Source organism: Flavobacterium sp. J27, from assembly GCF_004303025.1.
Taxonomy (GTDB): Bacteria; Bacteroidota; Bacteroidia; order Flavobacteriales; family Flavobacteriaceae; genus Flavobacterium.
The window spans coordinates 285,311-301,554 of the sequence record NZ_PJQW01000003.1 but is presented as its reverse complement, the minus strand read 5'-3'; the positions used below and the strand labels follow the sequence as shown (position 1 = coordinate 301,554).

The 16,244-nt window shown below is 30.6% G+C and carries 14 protein-coding genes; 1 reads left to right on the top strand and 13 read right to left on the bottom strand.

Annotation, left to right across the window (positions count from 1 at the left end):
- Positions 1 to 21: 21 nt before the first annotated feature.
- On the bottom strand, positions 22 to 936 hold the full coding sequence (locus CX675_RS05800) for a dimethylarginine dimethylaminohydrolase family protein (protein ID WP_130734268.1): 915 nt from the start codon (positions 934 to 936) through the stop codon (positions 22 to 24).
- Between the two features lie 136 nt (positions 937 to 1,072).
- Between CX675_RS05800 and CX675_RS05795 the strand changes: the two genes are divergently transcribed.
- A complete protein-coding gene (locus CX675_RS05795; protein ID WP_130734267.1) occupies positions 1,073 to 1,435 on the top strand; it encodes a hypothetical protein in 363 nt (120 codons plus the stop codon).
- A gap of 50 nt (positions 1,436 to 1,485) precedes the next feature.
- On the opposite strand, the gene CX675_RS05790 is transcribed toward CX675_RS05795, so the two are convergent.
- From CX675_RS05790 to rpsM, 12 genes are all read right to left on the bottom strand, one after another.
- Positions 1,486 to 2,769, bottom strand: a complete 1,284-nt coding sequence (locus CX675_RS05790) for a citrate synthase (protein WP_130734266.1) — start codon at positions 2,767 to 2,769, stop codon at positions 1,486 to 1,488.
- A 195-nt stretch (positions 2,770 to 2,964) separates the two neighbouring features.
- Positions 2,965 to 4,311, bottom strand: a complete 1,347-nt coding sequence (locus CX675_RS05785) for a peptide-N-glycosidase F-related protein (RefSeq protein ID WP_130734265.1) — start codon at positions 4,309 to 4,311, stop codon at positions 2,965 to 2,967.
- Between the two features lie 376 nt (positions 4,312 to 4,687).
- Positions 4,688 to 7,597: a T9SS type A sorting domain-containing protein gene (locus tag CX675_RS05780; RefSeq protein WP_130734264.1), complete on the bottom strand. Its 2,910-nt coding sequence runs from the start codon at positions 7,595 to 7,597 to the stop codon at positions 4,688 to 4,690.
- 87 nt (positions 7,598 to 7,684) lie between these two features.
- The gene (locus CX675_RS05775; RefSeq protein WP_130734263.1) at positions 7,685 to 8,446 is read right to left on the bottom strand and encodes a LytTR family DNA-binding domain-containing protein; all 762 of its coding nucleotides are present in this window, start codon (positions 8,444 to 8,446) and stop codon (positions 7,685 to 7,687) included.
- Positions 8,447 to 8,500: 54 nt separating this feature from the next.
- Complete coding sequence (locus tag CX675_RS05770; protein ID WP_165395980.1) at positions 8,501 to 10,450, bottom strand: tetratricopeptide repeat protein; 1,950 nt, start codon at positions 10,448 to 10,450, stop codon at positions 8,501 to 8,503.
- A 145-nt stretch (positions 10,451 to 10,595) separates the two neighbouring features.
- On the bottom strand, positions 10,596 to 11,888 hold the full coding sequence (gene eno / locus CX675_RS05765; RefSeq protein ID WP_130734261.1) for a phosphopyruvate hydratase: 1,293 nt from the start codon (positions 11,886 to 11,888) through the stop codon (positions 10,596 to 10,598).
- A 101-nt stretch (positions 11,889 to 11,989) separates the two neighbouring features.
- Complete coding sequence (gene carA / locus CX675_RS05760) at positions 11,990 to 13,099, bottom strand: glutamine-hydrolyzing carbamoyl-phosphate synthase small subunit (RefSeq protein WP_130734260.1); 1,110 nt, start codon at positions 13,097 to 13,099, stop codon at positions 11,990 to 11,992.
- A gap of 113 nt (positions 13,100 to 13,212) precedes the next feature.
- Entirely contained in the window at positions 13,213 to 13,704 is a 492-nt protein-coding gene (gene rplQ, locus CX675_RS05755; RefSeq protein WP_130734259.1) for a 50S ribosomal protein L17, read from the bottom strand.
- 62 nt (positions 13,705 to 13,766) lie between these two features.
- Positions 13,767 to 14,759: a DNA-directed RNA polymerase subunit alpha gene (locus tag CX675_RS05750; RefSeq protein WP_130734258.1), complete on the bottom strand. Its 993-nt coding sequence runs from the start codon at positions 14,757 to 14,759 to the stop codon at positions 13,767 to 13,769.
- Positions 14,760 to 14,779: 20 nt separating this feature from the next.
- Complete coding sequence (rpsD, locus tag CX675_RS05745; protein ID WP_130734257.1) at positions 14,780 to 15,385, bottom strand: 30S ribosomal protein S4; 606 nt, start codon at positions 15,383 to 15,385, stop codon at positions 14,780 to 14,782.
- Positions 15,386 to 15,471: 86 nt separating this feature from the next.
- A complete protein-coding gene (rpsK, locus tag CX675_RS05740; protein ID WP_130734256.1) occupies positions 15,472 to 15,855 on the bottom strand; it encodes a 30S ribosomal protein S11 in 384 nt (127 codons plus the stop codon).
- 12 nt (positions 15,856 to 15,867) lie between these two features.
- The gene (gene rpsM / locus CX675_RS05735) at positions 15,868 to 16,242 is read right to left on the bottom strand and encodes a 30S ribosomal protein S13 (RefSeq protein WP_045968397.1); all 375 of its coding nucleotides are present in this window, start codon (positions 16,240 to 16,242) and stop codon (positions 15,868 to 15,870) included.
- Positions 16,243 to 16,244 lie beyond the last annotated feature (2 nt).

Below are 16,244 nucleotides of genomic sequence, written 5' to 3'. Positions count from 1 at the left end.
ACTTAGAACCTAGAACTTCTCTTATTCTCTAATTAAAGGCAAAGTTGAACATCTTAAAAGACCTTCTTGCTTTGATATTTCAGCATATGGAATTTCTTCAACTGTAATTCCTTTACTTCTCATCCAGTTATTCAATCGCGTAAAATTTCTTTCTGAAACGACTACATCTGGTGCAATAGAAAAAATATTTGAGTTCATATGATACATTTCTTCTCTATCAATATGAAATAAGTTTTCTTTTCCAAAAAGGTTTACCAAATACATATAATCTGCTTCTTCTCTAAAACCGCTTTTATATATAATTCCTAAATTAGTTCCTAAAGGCTGAAAACAGCAATCTAGATGTAACGCATTGTCTCTCGGCTCTATTTTAGATTTAACTAAATCGAATTCTTTTACAATTTTATGTGGAAACAAATCTTTGATATAATTTACGCCATGCATATTGGTTCTAGCGGTAATATAATCTTTATAATCTGAACCTTTGTAGGTACCAATAAAAATATAATCGTTCCAAACCATTACATCACCTCCTTCGATATGCACTTCTTCGGGTGGTCTTACGATTTTAGCAGGGTCAATTCGGTCTAAAACATATTGAATGGCATCTAATTCTCTTTCTCTATCTGGAAGAATATTTGCTTTTATAAAAATATCATCGATAACAAAACCAATGTCTCTTGAGAAAATTTGGTTATAATTTTCGATTATTTCTGGTCTAAACACCTGTACATTATATTTCTCAAACACCGCATTAAAAGCTTCCATTTCTTTAATCATATCAGCTTCTACCGGATATGTTCCTGCTAATAAATGTTCTAATGATTTTGGATCATAAGCTTCTTCTACTTTCGGTGTTGGTCCATTACTAATAGCAGTTCCTAAAACTACAGCTTTAAGTCTTGAAGACTCATTCTTTATATTTAATTGCAACATGTTAATTGACTATTAATTTGCCATTTAATGGCGCTCATTCGGCAAAGATAGAAAAAGGAATGTAATTGCATAATTCTAAAAAAATAAATATTTATAAACATAAAATGTATACATTTGATAAAAAACGAAACATATTATGGGACTTTCAAACTTTTTTAACACCTTATTTGGCAAAGCCAAAGTAACTGCTGATGAGACTATAGAAAAAGCCTCTGAATTTGCAACTGAAGCAAAAGTATCTTTAGAAGAATTAGCTAATTCTGCTTCGCAAAAAATTGACGAATTACAACTTTCCGAAAAAACAGAAGATTTTATTAAAACGGCTAAAGAAAAATTAGATGAAGCAAGTGAATGGGCAGATGAAAAATCACAACAAGCCAGAGTGGCTTTTGAAGAAATCATTGCAACAGTTGAAGAAAAAATAGAAGAATTAAAAAAAGACAAAACAACAACTACAGACTCTTCAAGCAATAATGAATCTAATCATAACCCAGAGTAATCCATTTTATAATAAAAAAATCCGAGCGTTGCTCGGATTTTTTTGTAGTATTATCTTTGATTGATTTCTTTAAAAGCTCTTGAAGGACTTCCTGTGTATACTTGTCTAGGACGACCGATAGGCTCTTTATTTAATCTCATTTCTTTCCATTGTGCAATCCAACCTGGTAAACGACCTATGGCAAACAATACAGTAAACATTTCAACTGGTATTCCCATAGCACGGTAAATAATTCCAGAATAGAAATCTACATTAGGATATAAATTTCTTGATTTGAAATACTCATCTTCTAAGGCCACTTTTTCTAATTGTTTTGCAATATCTAACAATGGATCATCTACACCTAAAGCATCCAAAACATCGTCTGCAGCTTTTTTAATAATAGTTGCTCTTGGATCGAAGTTTTTATAAACTCTATGACCAAATCCCATTAAACGGAACGGATCATCTTTATCTTTTGCTTTTAAAACATATTTTGCAACGTCTCCGCCATTATTATTAATTTCTTCTAACATTTCAAGCACTGCTTGATTTGCACCTCCATGTAATGGTCCCCATAAAGCAGAAACACCCGCAGAAATTGAAGCAAATAAACCAGCATGTGAAGAACCTACAATTCTTACTGTAGATGTAGAACAGTTTTGCTCGTGATCTGCATGAAGAATAAATAATTTATCTAATGCATCCACAATCCTTTTGTCCATTTTATATGGTTCTGTAGGAATTTCAAACATTAAACGCATAAAATTTTCTACATATCCTTTTGTATTATCATAATAATTTAAAGGGAATCCCATTCTTCTTCTGTATGTCCAAGTTGCAATAACTAAGAATTTACCCATAGTTTTGCAAATTGCATCATACATTTCTTTTTCGTTTTCAACATTAACCGATTTGGGGTTGAATGCTGTTAAGGCACTTGTAAGTGATGATAAAACACCCATTGGATGAGCAGTTTTAGGGAAACCTTCTAAAATAGATTTCATCTCCTCGTTTACCAAAGTGTGTTTTCTAATATCGTTCTCAAATTTTTCTAATTGAGCTGTGTTTGGTAATTCACCAAAAATTAAAAGGTAAGCTACTTCAAGAAAATCGGCCTTATCCGCTAAATCTTCGATTGAATACCCTCTGTATCGTAAAATTCCTTCTTCACCATCTAAAAAAGTAATTTCACTTTTGCAAGAACCAGAATTTTTATAACCTGGATCTAACGTAATAGCACCAGTTGCACCGCGCAACTTCTCTATATCGATAGCAACCTCATTTTCAGTTCCGACTATAACAGGAAACTCATACTTTTTGCCATCGATCTCTAATATTGCAGTTTTCGACATATTATATTATGTGTTTTTTTGAAAATTTGTAAAGTATTCTGCGAATTTAACGAATTCCAATTGAATTTTAAAGGAATTAATAATAATATATCGTTATAATTCTATAGCAAAATCTTCTAACAGAGAATATCCTAAGCTATAAGAACTCTTTGAAAATAAAGAACCCTAAAAAATTTAAGAATCAATAAATTAAAATTAGTTTTTAATTATTTTCTCTATTTGACTATTTTGATCGGCGTTAACCTTCAAAAAATAAATGCCTTTTGCCATCGTTGACAAATCATATTTACAATCGTAACCGTTAACAATTTGTGAAGTTAGAACTCTACCTTCTAAATCTAACAATTCAACAGACGTAACAACAATACTGCTTTTTACATTAATAAAATTAGTTGTTGGGTTTGGATAAATATCTATAGTTGTAATATTAAAATCCTCAGTACTTAACAAAGTACTTTCACCTTGTAAATAAACAGAAATAGGAAAATACCCTTCTTGATTTACGAATTGAGCAGTGGGAACAGCTATTTTAAAAAAATGATTTCCTGCACTTAAATTACCTACGCTAAGTGTTCTTATGGGAATTTTCGCTCCTGGACACCAATTACTAAACGATTGCCATTGTGCTGGAGTTCTTGGAGATGCCCCATATATTCCATTACTTTGCGTATTGTAAACCCTATAAGGTTCACAAGTAGATTCTCCAGGCGTATATGTTAAAGAGGGTATTGAAATATCAAAAGATATTTGGTGTAATCTTCTATTGTATTCTTCTCCTCCTGTATTAGACCCATGATTAGAGGTAATAAAATAAAAAGTAGCATTCTCAACAGCAGAAGAAAGAGTAAAGTTAATAGTCCTAACGGTTGTTCCAATTGCATCTGAAGCCCCTACTTGATAATTATTTAGATAATTCTTGAAATTTAAAGGCAATAAAAATGTATCGTTTGTAGTAGCAGTATCAACATTTGTTATAAAATTTAATGTTCCAAAAAAAACATCGTTTCTACCAGAACAACCTGCTATTTGAGTATTTGCCGCATATGGCACACCGAACAATTCAAATTCTATCCAAAAATCATACTGCGAATTTAAAGAAGAATCTTTTAATATCTTTGTAACATTATCGACAGAAAACGTATAAGGAACTATATTAGGAGGTACATTTTTATTCATAAATGGAGTAATAATTCTTCCTAATTCAATTCTAGCAACCGATTCAGGCACATAAGATGTAGCGTTTTTTGGAACTAAAGCCAAATTTATATTTCCTATTCTATCATAATTATCACAGGAAGCTGATATTGATATATCTAATGTTAATGTATTTCCTATTTGTGAAATAACATTTGGAGTTAATTTTTTTGTAAACAAATCATTTCTCAATCGTATTACACCAGAAGGTAGTGGTGTCACATCATTAACAAGACCTGCATAACCATCATAAAAAAGAACATCATTATAAATAGGTATTGTAACTTGAGCTTGTAGTGAGGAATAAATTCCAAGAAAAATCAGTAAAAAAAAGTATTTTTTTTTCATTTTTATTTATTATTTAAATTAAACCTAAAAAAAGTCTTTCATAAAAGATTAAAAAAAGAGCTATTTTAATTTTACTTCAGAACCTAAAAATATTTATTACTCTTATTTAAAGTCTGACATAGCATCCGATTAAAAGAACATTCCTTTTCAAAAAAATTAATCCTATATTTAAAACACTAAACTATAGAGCTTCAACTATTAGCTTTTAATTTTTTTTTTGCAAACTTAACTAAAATGAATAAAATTTAAACAAAAATGAAATAAATAATTAATTTAATTCATGTTTTTAACATTTTCATTTTGTAATTACAGAAAATAAAAACTCCCATTTCTGTTGAGAAATGGGAGTATCAAACTTAACAAAACAATTATAGAATTACTCTTTAATAATTTTTTCTACTTTCTCACCTTGCTCGGTTTTTACTTTTAAGAAGTAAATTCCATTTTGAAAATGAGACACATCTACACTAAGTTGTGCAGTATTTGCGATTTTTTTCATAACAATTCTTCCCTGTGCATCGAAAACATCCACACCCATTATCTGTGTATTTGCTTTTAAATTAATCACATTGCTCGTTGGATTTGGATACACTCCAAGTGTATTATCTTTATTTATTATGGAAGAACTAAGTGTTTGAAAAGTGGTATTGGCATCATTAGTTACTATAGGTGCATTATAATCAAAATAAATATCTGCCTTATTCGTTACAATATCAGTAACTATTAAACTTTCCACTGTTTTTAGTTTTAAAAGAATATTTCCATGTCCTCCAGTGTCTAAATAAATGGCTTGGAAAATAAACTCAATTATATCGCCATCAATTCTTACATTTACATTATGAGAAGCATTTAACAATTGTATAGTCCTAATATCATAATCTGAAGGATTTATAACCGTTTTTACCACTATATTCTCAGCAGGTGCGTTACCCGTGTTTTCAAAATTAATAACGTAATGTAAATAATCACCAATAGCAGATGGTGAAACCACATCACCTTCAATACAGGTAATATCATTCGGATCATAAGAACCCACTACTGTTTGATTGAAATCGAAAGAATTATCCGCTACAATTCCATCACCTACAACTGGATTAATAACGGCTGTGAAATATAAATTATCTCCTATATTTACAGCCGGACTTTCAGTAGGACCATTTACGTTAAAAGTGACATATATACTTTTATTTTCAAAAGGTTGCAAATTAGTATAATTAAATGTTAACTGACCTATAGTTGCTACATCAGGTAATACACTTGTATTAATTAAATCTAAAACACTATCGTCATAGGTAAACGTTACATCACCTGACACTGTTTGATTTCCTTTATTCTTATATACAATCTGATAGGTAGCATCAAAACCCGGTCTGGCAGGAACGATAGGAGCAATAACTACTTCTACATCTGGAAAAACACCATTAGCTGCAATACAAATGTCTTGAGTAATTACAGTATTATCTATTATTGGTATATTAAATTCGAGAGGAGATGGCGTTACTGTAAATATGGAAGGATTTTCAAAATTTGGGTTTAAAGAATAAACACCTGCATAACTGGTAAATAAACTATAATTTCCAATTGTATTTGAAAAAACAGATGAATTTGTTGTAACACCGTCTCTAACTACCTCAAAGCCTATATAAGGTGCTACTGGATCAGTAATATCACAACCGTTAGCGTCTACATCATATTGTACGACACCAGCGATTGTATTATAATCTCCTCCTGGATCGAAAGAACAGTATGTATTTACCACTGGAGTATCAGTTGTGGTAAAATAAGTATAATTATCGCTAGTATCTATACAAATATATTGTTGCATATTAGACACATTATCTGATCCCAATTCAACATTTGAATTTGCAAAACCATTCTTAAGATTTATAACATTCAAATTCACATTATTATTAAGATAGATATCTAAAATATTTGCTGCTGGCAGATTATTTGGCTCAATTTGATAAGCAATTGTAGATAAATCTATTTCTGTTAAATTATTGTTTTGAGCTTGAAGCCTATACATTATTGGCAAGTTAACTAATTCTAAGCTGGTTAATTGATTAAAACCAATTAGTAAAGTTCGCATGAAATTTTTATTCTGAAGCGAGAAACTAGTTAAGTTATTTGTAAAAGCTATAATAGATGTAATAGCATCATTATTACTTAAGTCCAAAGTTGTTAAAGAATTATTTCTAACCGAAAGATTTGACAAATTAGGACATTGGCTAAGATCTACAGAAGTTAATTGATTATATGAAATATCCAGAGACTGTAAATTATTACAATTTGACAAATTGATACTAGACAAAATCCCGTTAGTACTATAAAACTGATTTAAATTAGGAAATATACTTACATCAACAGATGTTAACTGATTGTAGTTACAATTAAAAAAACCTAAATTATAAAATGCTTCCAAACCTTGTAGGCTTTGTATTCCACCATTAGCACCAATTGAACCCATAATATTTAAGTGAACTATTTCTTGAGCTTCAGATAGTTGAATTTCTCCATCATTATTAGTATCAATTGCTGTAAATATATTCCACGTATCTGTACTAAGCGGATTTACATTAGAAGCTATATTATTAGCAGAGCTAGCAGAAAGTAATTTTGCTTTCAAATTAGCATCTGGAATATTAACAATACCTTCTTCATCTACTATTAGATCAAAATTTGCGACTACAGCACATCCCGTATCTAAACTTTCGATTCTTGCATAAAGGGTTTGTGGACTTGATGTATTTGTATAAGAAGTAGGATTAGCAATTGGATTCAAATCATTGTTTGCATCATTTTCAGATTCATGAAAAGTTACCTCTAAATTAATCTGATTTCCTATTAGATGCGATATTTGTTGTGTTAAATCGAAATTAGCTATATAATCCAATGGAGACTCAAATACAGTCATGTTTGGCGATTGCATAATTGTAGGCGCATAATAGGTAACCAATTGTAAATAGGTTATTGCAAAATTGGTTGGATTAGCATTTTCAACCACTCTTACGGTTACAGATTGATACACATTAATAGCTACATATTGCGTAGGGTTTGATATTGCGTTTATGCCATTTTGAGCATCATTTGAATTTTCATAATAACTTACGGCATATAAACTAGGATCTAATGCACCTAAAATTTCAGTGTTTTTTGATGTAAGATCAAACAACGCATAATTAGAGTTATTGTATTCGCAAAGTGTATAATTAGTTGGCTGATTAATTGGCGGTTGTGCAAAGGATGATATTGTAAATAACAGCAATAAGAATGTAATGTTTTTCATGACCTGAATATTTTTATATAAATTTACTGGATTGGTTTTGGACTATATTTAATAATTGAGTATACAGTAGTTTTTAATTAGAATTTGCTAAATTGTTTTTAAAATTTCTTGTAATCGTTCTTTTTTTCGTTGTGAAATAGGAAGATTACTATTATCAGCCATAATTACATACCCCCCATCTTTCTTAATATAAGATTTCAAATAAGCCAAATTAATAAGATGTGATTGATGTATTCTTTCAAAACCATGTTCTGTTAAAAGTTCTTCATACTCTTTGAGGGTTTTAGATATAAGTACTGGTTTGCTATTTTTAATAAAAAACTTAGTATAATTATCTTCACTTTCGCAACGAATAATATCATTTATCTCAAACAAATGAATTCCATCAGAAGTAGAGAGTGCTATTCTTTTAAAATTATCAACTTTTTTACGAATATTTTCAAGTAATAAATCAATATGTGCATAGCTATCTGTTTTTTCTAATACATTTTCGATTTTTTCCACGACTTTAAGCAATTCGTCTGGATCTACTGGTTTTAATAAAAAATCTAAAGCGCTAAAACGAAAAGCTTTAATTGCATATTGCTCATGAGCCGTAATAAAAACAATGTTTGATTGAATGGTTCCATTTTTTTTTGCTAATTGTTCTAAGATATCAAAACCCGTTCCGTCGTTTAATTGAATATCCAAAAAAACGACTTGTGGGTTTAGTTTATCAATAGCATTAATTCCACTTTGCAAGCTATCTGCTTCACCTATAATTTTAATTTTTGGTGCAAACCGAGCTAGCAATCCTTTCATTCCATCTCTCAGATTTTTGTCATCATCTATCAGTACAGCTGTAATCATATACAATAGGACTTTAATTTTATTATTATTTTAGTTTCAAAACATTTTTAATTATTATTGAATGTATTGAAGTGGCAAATACAAGATCACTTTTGTTCCTTCAACATGATCATTAATTAGAATTTCTTCTACTTGCATGGTAGCATTTTTTTGAGTGGAAGATGCAATCATTTCTAATCTTTTCTTTATAATATCCAATGCCATAGATTTGTGTGCAAGAACTAAATTTTCTTTATTTTCTTTAGATTTGTTAATACCAACACCATTATCAGAAATGACGCAAATTAGAGTTTCTTCCTTTATAGAAAAATTAATTTGTATGATTCCTTCTTCTTTTTTTGGAATAACACCGTGAATGATAGCATTCTCAATAAAAGGTTGAATTAATAAAGGAGGCAAAGCAACATCGTCTTCTATTTCATTACTTTTAGATATAGAAAAATTAAATTTATGATTGAAACGCAACTGCTCTAATTCTAAATAGTTTTGTAAACTTTCGATTTCTTTGTCTATTGGTATTAAAGATTCTTTAGAATATTCCAAAGTTAAACGCATTAATTTAGAAAACTTAGACAAATATTTTATGGCTGAATCTGTCCCATTTTGAACAATAAAACTAGAAATAGAACCTAAGCAATTAAAGACAAAATGTGGATTCATCTGTAAATGCAATGCTTTTTGTTCATATTCTGCTAATTCTTTTTGTAGTGTTAGCGTTTTCTTTAATTGCATTCGATTATATATCAAAAAGACAATTCCAAATAATAAAAGAACAATTAAACCTACATAAAATAATTTTAATTTAAACTGTTTGGCTTGTTCTTTTAGCAGCAACTCTCTTTTTTCATTTTCCTCTTTTTGAAACAACTCTTTTTTTTCAAATTCATAATTCATTGCAGCTTCTACAGATTTTCTAATATTTGCTTCATTAACTAAACTATCACTTAGAATAGTATATTGCTTAAAATGATTTAATGCCAAGGAAGTATTATTTCCTTTCTCATAAATAATACTCAATAATTTTTCAGCTACACTTTGTTGTTCCAAAACTTCTATTTCTTTAGACAAGCTTAAAGCTCTATTCACGTTAATAATAGCTTTGTCTAATTCTTCATTTTCTAAGAAATATTCTCCTAAAAATAGATAGGTATCTGTTAACCCAAATTTATCATTAATAGATTGAAAAGCATGAATAGCTTGTTGCCAGTTTTCAAAGGCCTCTTCTTTTAGTTGTTTTGCATTATAATACAATCCCATATTATTATACCACTCCCCTAAAGCTCTATAATTGGGATATTTATCGAGACTTACTTTAGCAAGACTATAATACTCTAAAGCTTTATCATACTGCTTTTGGCTTAAATAAATATTAGCAATATTAGTATAGGTAATTCCTGAATTAGGATCTTCATGTTTAATCTGTATAGTACTGGCTTTCAAAAAATATTCCAACGCTTTAAATTCAGAATGTTGCGATTTATAAACCACACCAATATTATTGTATAATTTGCCGCAAAATACTTCTTCTTGCAGTGCTTCATAAATTTTTACCGATTTTAAATAATATTGAATTGCTTTCGAATAATTACTTTGTTCAGAAAACACAATCCCAAGACTTCCATAGGTTTTGGCTAACCCTAATTTTACCTCATTCGAAATATTAGATTGTTGTTCCTCTTCAAAAAGTTCTTTTGCTTGGATAAAAAAATGAGAAGCATTATCATATTCCCCTTTTATAATACTAGAAGTACCGATATTGAGTAACGCATTTCCTTCTTCTACTTTATATTTTATCTTTTGAGCTAATTGTAATGCTTCATTAGCATACTTAAGCATCTCATCAGGATTAGAATATTTATATTGATTAGCAATAGCGTTTAGGCTTTGCACCTTTTCAATATCGTTTTTAGCGTCTTTTAAATTATTTTTCAAGCTATCTATAACCACATCTTGAGCGTAAAGTAAGCTATTGAATAAAAAAAGAAGTATAATTATTTTTCTCATCATTAAGTAAACTATCGAAATTCAAATGTAGCGTTTAGATTGCAAAAAGTGTAGTTAAATTAGAATTTAGATACTTTGACTTAGAATTTTCACAAAAAAACCCTGTCTATAGGACAGGGTTTCTTCTTATGAATATATAAATTATTTAATTTTGTTTGAATGCCTTTTCACCAGGGAAATAAGCTACATCATTTAATTCTTCTTCAATTCTTAATAACTGATTGTATTTTGCCATACGATCAGAACGTGAAGCTGAACCAGTTTTAATTTGTCCACAGTTTAAAGCTACTGCTAAATCTGCAATTGTATTATCTTCTGTTTCGCCTGAACGATGAGACATTACTGAAGTATAACCTGCATTATGAGCCATGTTTACAGCAGCTATTGTTTCAGAAAGTGTACCAATTTGGTTTACTTTAATCAAAATAGAGTTAGCAATTCCTTTTGAAATTCCTTTTGACAATCTTTCGACATTGGTTACAAATAAATCATCACCAACTAATTGTACTTTATCTCCAACTTTTTCTGTTAGTAATTTCCAACCATCCCAATCATTCTCATCCATACCATCTTCGATAGAAACAATTGGATATTTCGCTACTAATTCAGCTAGGTAATCAACTTGTTCGGCAGAAGTTCTTACTTTTCCAGTAGGTCCTTCAAATTTAGAATAATCATAGTTACCGTTTACATAAAATTCAGCAGAAGCACAATCTAAAGCTATTTTAATATCTTCACCAAAAACATATCCAGCGTTAGTAACTGCTAGCTTAATAGAATCTAAAGCGTCTTCTGTTCCACCTGCTAAGTTAGGTGCAAAACCACCCTCATCTCCTACAGCAGTTGATAAGTTTCTATCATGCAACACTTTTTTAAGGTTGTGAAAAATTTCTGTTCCCATTTGCATAGCATGTGTAAAAGATGTTGCTTTGACAGGCATAATCATAAACTCTTGAAATGCTATAGGAGCATCAGAATGAGACCCCCCATTGATAATGTTCATCATTGGTACTGGTAATGTGTTTCCAGAAACACCACCTACATATCTATATAATGGCAATCCTAATTCATTTGCAGCTGCTTTAGCAACAGCTAAAGACACACCAAGAATAGCATTAGCGCCTAATTTTGATTTATTTGGAGTTCCATCTAATTCAATCATGGTTTTATCTATTGCGTTTTGCTCAAATACAGACATCCCAACAATTTCAGCAGCTATTGTTGTATTTACATTTTCAACAGCTTTTAGAACCCCTTTACCCATAAAAGCTTTACCACCATCACGCAATTCCACAGCTTCATGCTCACCTGTAGAAGCACCACTTGGAACGGCTGCTCTACCTAAAATTCCATTCTCAGTAACAACATCTACTTCAACCGTTGGATTTCCTCTAGAATCTAAAATTTGTCTTGCGTGAACTTTTATAATTATGCTCATTTTATATATTTTTAGTTAGTATTTTTTACGAATAATAACAAATTTATAACTTAAAACGTAATAAATTTGTCAAATTCAAAAAACTTATAAACGATAACGTTTTAGTTGATTGAAGATTTTATATTTTCAATAAATTGGTCAAACAAGTAAGACGAATCGTGCGGTCCTGGGCTAGCTTCTGGGTGATATTGTACTGAAAAACAATTCTTATTTTTCATTTTCATACCTGCAACAGTACCATCATTTAAATGTTCATGGGTTAATTCAAGCTCTGGGTGATTTTCCAACTCTTCTTTAACTACGGCAAAACCATGATTTTGAGAAGTAATTTCACCTTTCCCCGTAATTAAGTTTTTTACTGGATGGTTAATTCCTCTGTGACCATTAAACATTTTATATGTTGAAATACCATTTGCTAAAGCAATTACTTGATGTCCTAAACATATTCCAAATAATGGTTTATTTGCATGTAAGATTTCTTTTGCAACGTTTTGAGCGTTATGCAATGGTTCTGGATCACCTGGTCCATTAGATAAAAAATAACCATCTGGCTCAAAAGATTTTAAATCTTCAAAACTAGCATTATAAGGAAATACTTTTATATAACAATCTCTGTTTGCTAAGTTTCTAAGGATATTGGTTTTGATACCTAAATCTAAAGCTGCAATTTTATATTTAGAATCTTTGTTCCCAAAAAAATAAGGCTCTTTTGTAGAAACCTTCGATGCTAATTCAAGACCATTCATTTCAGGAGCTTTCTTCAATTTTTCTCTCAATAAATCTATTGAAGTTCCGTCTGTAGAAATAATGGCATTCATGGCTCCATTTTCTCTGATATAACTTACTAAAGCCCTAGTATCAACATCAGAAATTACAATTAAATTTTGCTTTTCTAAGTAATCATACAAACTTTCTGATGCATTATCTCTAGAATAATTAAAACTAAAATTTTTACAAACTAATCCTGAAATTTTCACGCCATTAGATTCAACTTCATCGGCATTTACACCATAATTTCCAATATGAGCATTTGTAGTAACCATGATTTGCCCAAAATAAGAAGGATCTGTAAAAATTTCTTGATAACCTGTTGTTCCCGTATTAAAAGCAACTTCACCAAAAGTGGTGCCTTCAATACCTATTGATTTTCCATAAAAAACTGTACCATCCTTAAGTAGCAAGATAGCCTGTGGTCTATTATTATATTTCATTTGTGTGTTGTTTGTGCAAATTTAGTGCAAAATAATGATTTAATAAAAAGATATAAAAAAAGGATAAACTATAATAGCTTATCCTTTTTATGTTTTTCATCATTTCTTCATGATTATTCAGTAGCTTCAGTGTTTTCAGAAGTTTCAGCAGCAGGAGCTTCAGTAGCTGGTTTAGCTTCTGTTTTTTTAGCTCTACTACGACGTGTAGTTGCTTTTTTCTCTTCTTTTTTACCACCTTTGTATAATTCATTGAAATCTACAAGTTCGATCATAGCCATATCAGCATTATCACCTAAACGATTTCCCATTTTAATGATACGTGTATAACCTCCTGGACGATCTGCAACTTTTGCTGAAACTTCTCTAAATAATTCAGTTACTGCATATTTATTTCTTAAATAAGAAAACACAATACGTCTGTTGTGCGTAGTATCTTCTTTTGACTTTGTAACTAAAGGTTCAACAAATTGTTTTAAAGCTTTAGCTTTAGCAACTGTTGTATTAATACGCTTATGCTCTATTAAAGAACAAGCCATATTTGCCAACATAGCAGTTCTATGTCCTTTTTGTCTGCCTAAGTGATTGAATTTTTTTCCGTGTCTCATGACCTTGCTATTTAACCTTCATCTTGCTACAATCCACCTTGGAGAGCAAAATATGAAGTAATTTATTCTTTATCTAATTTATATTTACCTAAATCCATTCCGAAGTTTAAACCTTTAGCAGCAACTAACTCATCTAGTTCTGTTAATGATTTCTTTCCAAAATTACGGAATTTCATTAAGTCATTTTTATTGAAAGAAACTAAGTCTCCAAGTGTATCAACTTCAGCCGCTTTTAAACAATTTAATGCTCTAACTGATAAATCCATATCCACGAGTTTCGTTTTTAACAACTGTCTCATGTGTAAAGATTCTTCATCGTAAGATTCAGTTTGAGCAATTTCATCAGCCTCAAGTGTAATTCTCTCATCAGAAAACAACATAAAGTGGTGAATCAACGTTTTAGCTGCTTCAGTTAATGCATCTTTTGGATTAATAGAACCATCTGTAATGATTTCAAAAACTAATTTTTCGTAATCTGTTTTTTGTTCAACACGAAAGTTTTCGATACTATACTTAACGTTTTTTACAGGTGTATAAATCGAGTCTGTAAAAATAGTTCCAATAGGTGCGTTTGCTTTTTTGTTTTCTTCAGCAGGAACATAACCTCTACCTTTTTCAATAGAGAGTTCCATATTGATAGTCGTTTTGCTATCTAAATTACAAATTACAAAATCAGGGTTTAAAACTTGAAAACCTGAAATGAATTTCTGAAAATCACCTGCAGTTATTTGTTCTTTTCCAGAGATAGAAATAGAAACAGATTCATTATCTACATCTTCTATTTGACGTTTAAAACGAACTTGTTTTAAATTTAAGATAATTTCTGTTACATCTTCTACAACACCTGAAATAGTAGAGAACTCATGTTCAACACCTTCAATTCTAACAGATGTAATAGCATATCCTTCTAGAGAAGAAAGTAAAACTCTTCTTAATGCATTACCAACAGTCAATCCATAACCAGGTTCTAAAGGTCTAAATTCAAATTTACCTTCAAAATCGGTTGAATCGATCATGATAACTTTATCGGGCTTTTGAAAATTAAATAATGCCATATTTCGACTAAAGTCAGTTTTTATTTGTTATACAACTCAACGATTAGTTGCTCTTTAATATTTTCTGGAATCTGAAGTCTTTGAGGAACAGAAACAAAAGTACCTTCTTTAGTTTCATTATTCCATGTAATCCACTCATATACTTGAGAAGAATTAGATAAAGATCTATCAATAGCTTCAAGAGATTTAGATTTTTCACGTACAGCTACTTTATCACCAGCTTTTAAATGGTAAGAAGGTACATTAACAACTTCACCATTTACAGTAATATGTCTATGAGATACAATTTGACGAGCTGCTCTACGAGAAGGAGCTATACCCATTCTATAAACTACGTTATCTAAACGAGCCTCACATAATTGTAATAAAATTTCACCAGTTACACCTGATGCAGCAGAAGCTTTTTCAAATAAATTTCTGAATTGACGCTCTAAAATACCATAAGTATATTTAGCCTTTTGTTTCTCCATTAACTGAACAGCATATTCAGATTTTTTACCTCTCTTCTTAGCCAAACCGTGTTGTCCTGGAGGGTAGTTTCTTTTTTCGAAGGCTTTGTCTTCTCCGAATATTGCTTCGCCAAATTTACGAGCAATTTTAGTTTTTGGACCAGTATATCTTGCCATTTTAAAAATTAATTAAGATAGTGATTATGAATTCAGGTCAAAATAATCCTTCGATAATCGTTATTCTATCTTGGTTATACTTATAATTAAACTCTTCTTCTCTTTGGAGGTCTACATCCATTGTGCGGCATTGGAGTAACATCAATAATCTCTGAAACTTCAATTCCTCCATTGTGAATTGAACGTATTGCAGATTCTCTTCCGTTTCCAGGACCTTTAACGTAAACTTTTACTTTTTTTAGTCCAGCCTCTAGTGCTACTTTAGTACAATCTTCTGCTGCCATTTGAGCTGCATATGGAGTGTTCTTTTTCGAACCTCTGAAGCCCATTTTTCCTGCTGAAGACCAAGAAATCACTTCACCTTTCTTATTTGTTAAAGAAATAATGATGTTATTAAAAGTAGCATTAATATGTGCTTCTCCTGTAGATTCAACGATAACTTTACGTTTTTTAGTTGTTGCCTTAGCCATATTACTTACTTATTATTTAGTTGCTTTTTTCTTGTTAGCAACAGTTTTTCTTTTACCTTTTCTAGTTCTAGAATTATTCTTAGTTCTTTGACCTCTTAAAGGAAGTCCTGCTCTATGACGAATTCCTCTTTGACATCCAATATCCATTAAACGTTTGATGTTTAATTGAATTTCTGAACGCAATTCTCCTTCAATTTTGAAATATGAAACAGCATCACGAATACCGCTGATCTCATCATCATTCCAATCTTGAACTTTTTTATCTTCGCTTACTTGAGCTTTAGCTAAAATTTCTTTAGCTCTGCTACTGCCAATACCAAATATGTATGTTAAAGCAATAACTCCTCTTTTCTGTTTAGGTATATCAACCCCTGCAATTCTTGCCATAA

What these genes read in the sequence shown, in the direction of transcription:
- CX675_RS05800 (WP_130734268.1), bottom strand. Translation starts at nt 936, where the DNA reads ATGTTGCAATTAAATATAAAGAATGAGTCTTCAAGACTTAAAGCTGTA.
- CX675_RS05795 (WP_130734267.1), top strand. Translation starts at nt 1,073, where the DNA reads ATGGGACTTTCAAACTTTTTTAACACCTTATTTGGCAAAGCCAAAGTA.
- CX675_RS05790 (WP_130734266.1), bottom strand. Translation starts at nt 2,769, where the DNA reads ATGTCGAAAACTGCAATATTAGAGATCGATGGCAAAAAGTATGAGTTT.
- CX675_RS05785 (WP_130734265.1), bottom strand. Translation starts at nt 4,311, where the DNA reads ATGAAAAAAAAATACTTTTTTTTACTGATTTTTCTTGGAATTTATTCC.
- CX675_RS05780 (WP_130734264.1), bottom strand. Translation starts at nt 7,597, where the DNA reads ATGAAAAACATTACATTCTTATTGCTGTTATTTACAATATCATCCTTT.
- CX675_RS05775 (WP_130734263.1), bottom strand. Translation starts at nt 8,446, where the DNA reads ATGATTACAGCTGTACTGATAGATGATGACAAAAATCTGAGAGATGGA.
- CX675_RS05770 (WP_165395980.1), bottom strand. Translation starts at nt 10,450, where the DNA reads ATGAGAAAAATAATTATACTTCTTTTTTTATTCAATAGCTTACTTTAC.
- eno (WP_130734261.1), bottom strand. Translation starts at nt 11,888, where the DNA reads ATGAGCATAATTATAAAAGTTCACGCAAGACAAATTTTAGATTCTAGA.
- carA (WP_130734260.1), bottom strand. Translation starts at nt 13,099, where the DNA reads ATGAAATATAATAATAGACCACAGGCTATCTTGCTACTTAAGGATGGT.
- rplQ (WP_130734259.1), bottom strand. Translation starts at nt 13,704, where the DNA reads ATGAGACACGGAAAAAAATTCAATCACTTAGGCAGACAAAAAGGACAT.
- CX675_RS05750 (WP_130734258.1), bottom strand. Translation starts at nt 14,759, where the DNA reads ATGGCATTATTTAATTTTCAAAAGCCCGATAAAGTTATCATGATCGAT.
- rpsD (WP_130734257.1), bottom strand. Translation starts at nt 15,385, where the DNA reads ATGGCAAGATATACTGGTCCAAAAACTAAAATTGCTCGTAAATTTGGC.
- rpsK (WP_130734256.1), bottom strand. Translation starts at nt 15,855, where the DNA reads ATGGCTAAGGCAACAACTAAAAAACGTAAAGTTATCGTTGAATCTACA.
- rpsM (WP_045968397.1), bottom strand. Translation starts at nt 16,242, where the DNA reads ATGGCAAGAATTGCAGGGGTTGATATACCTAAACAGAAAAGAGGAGTT.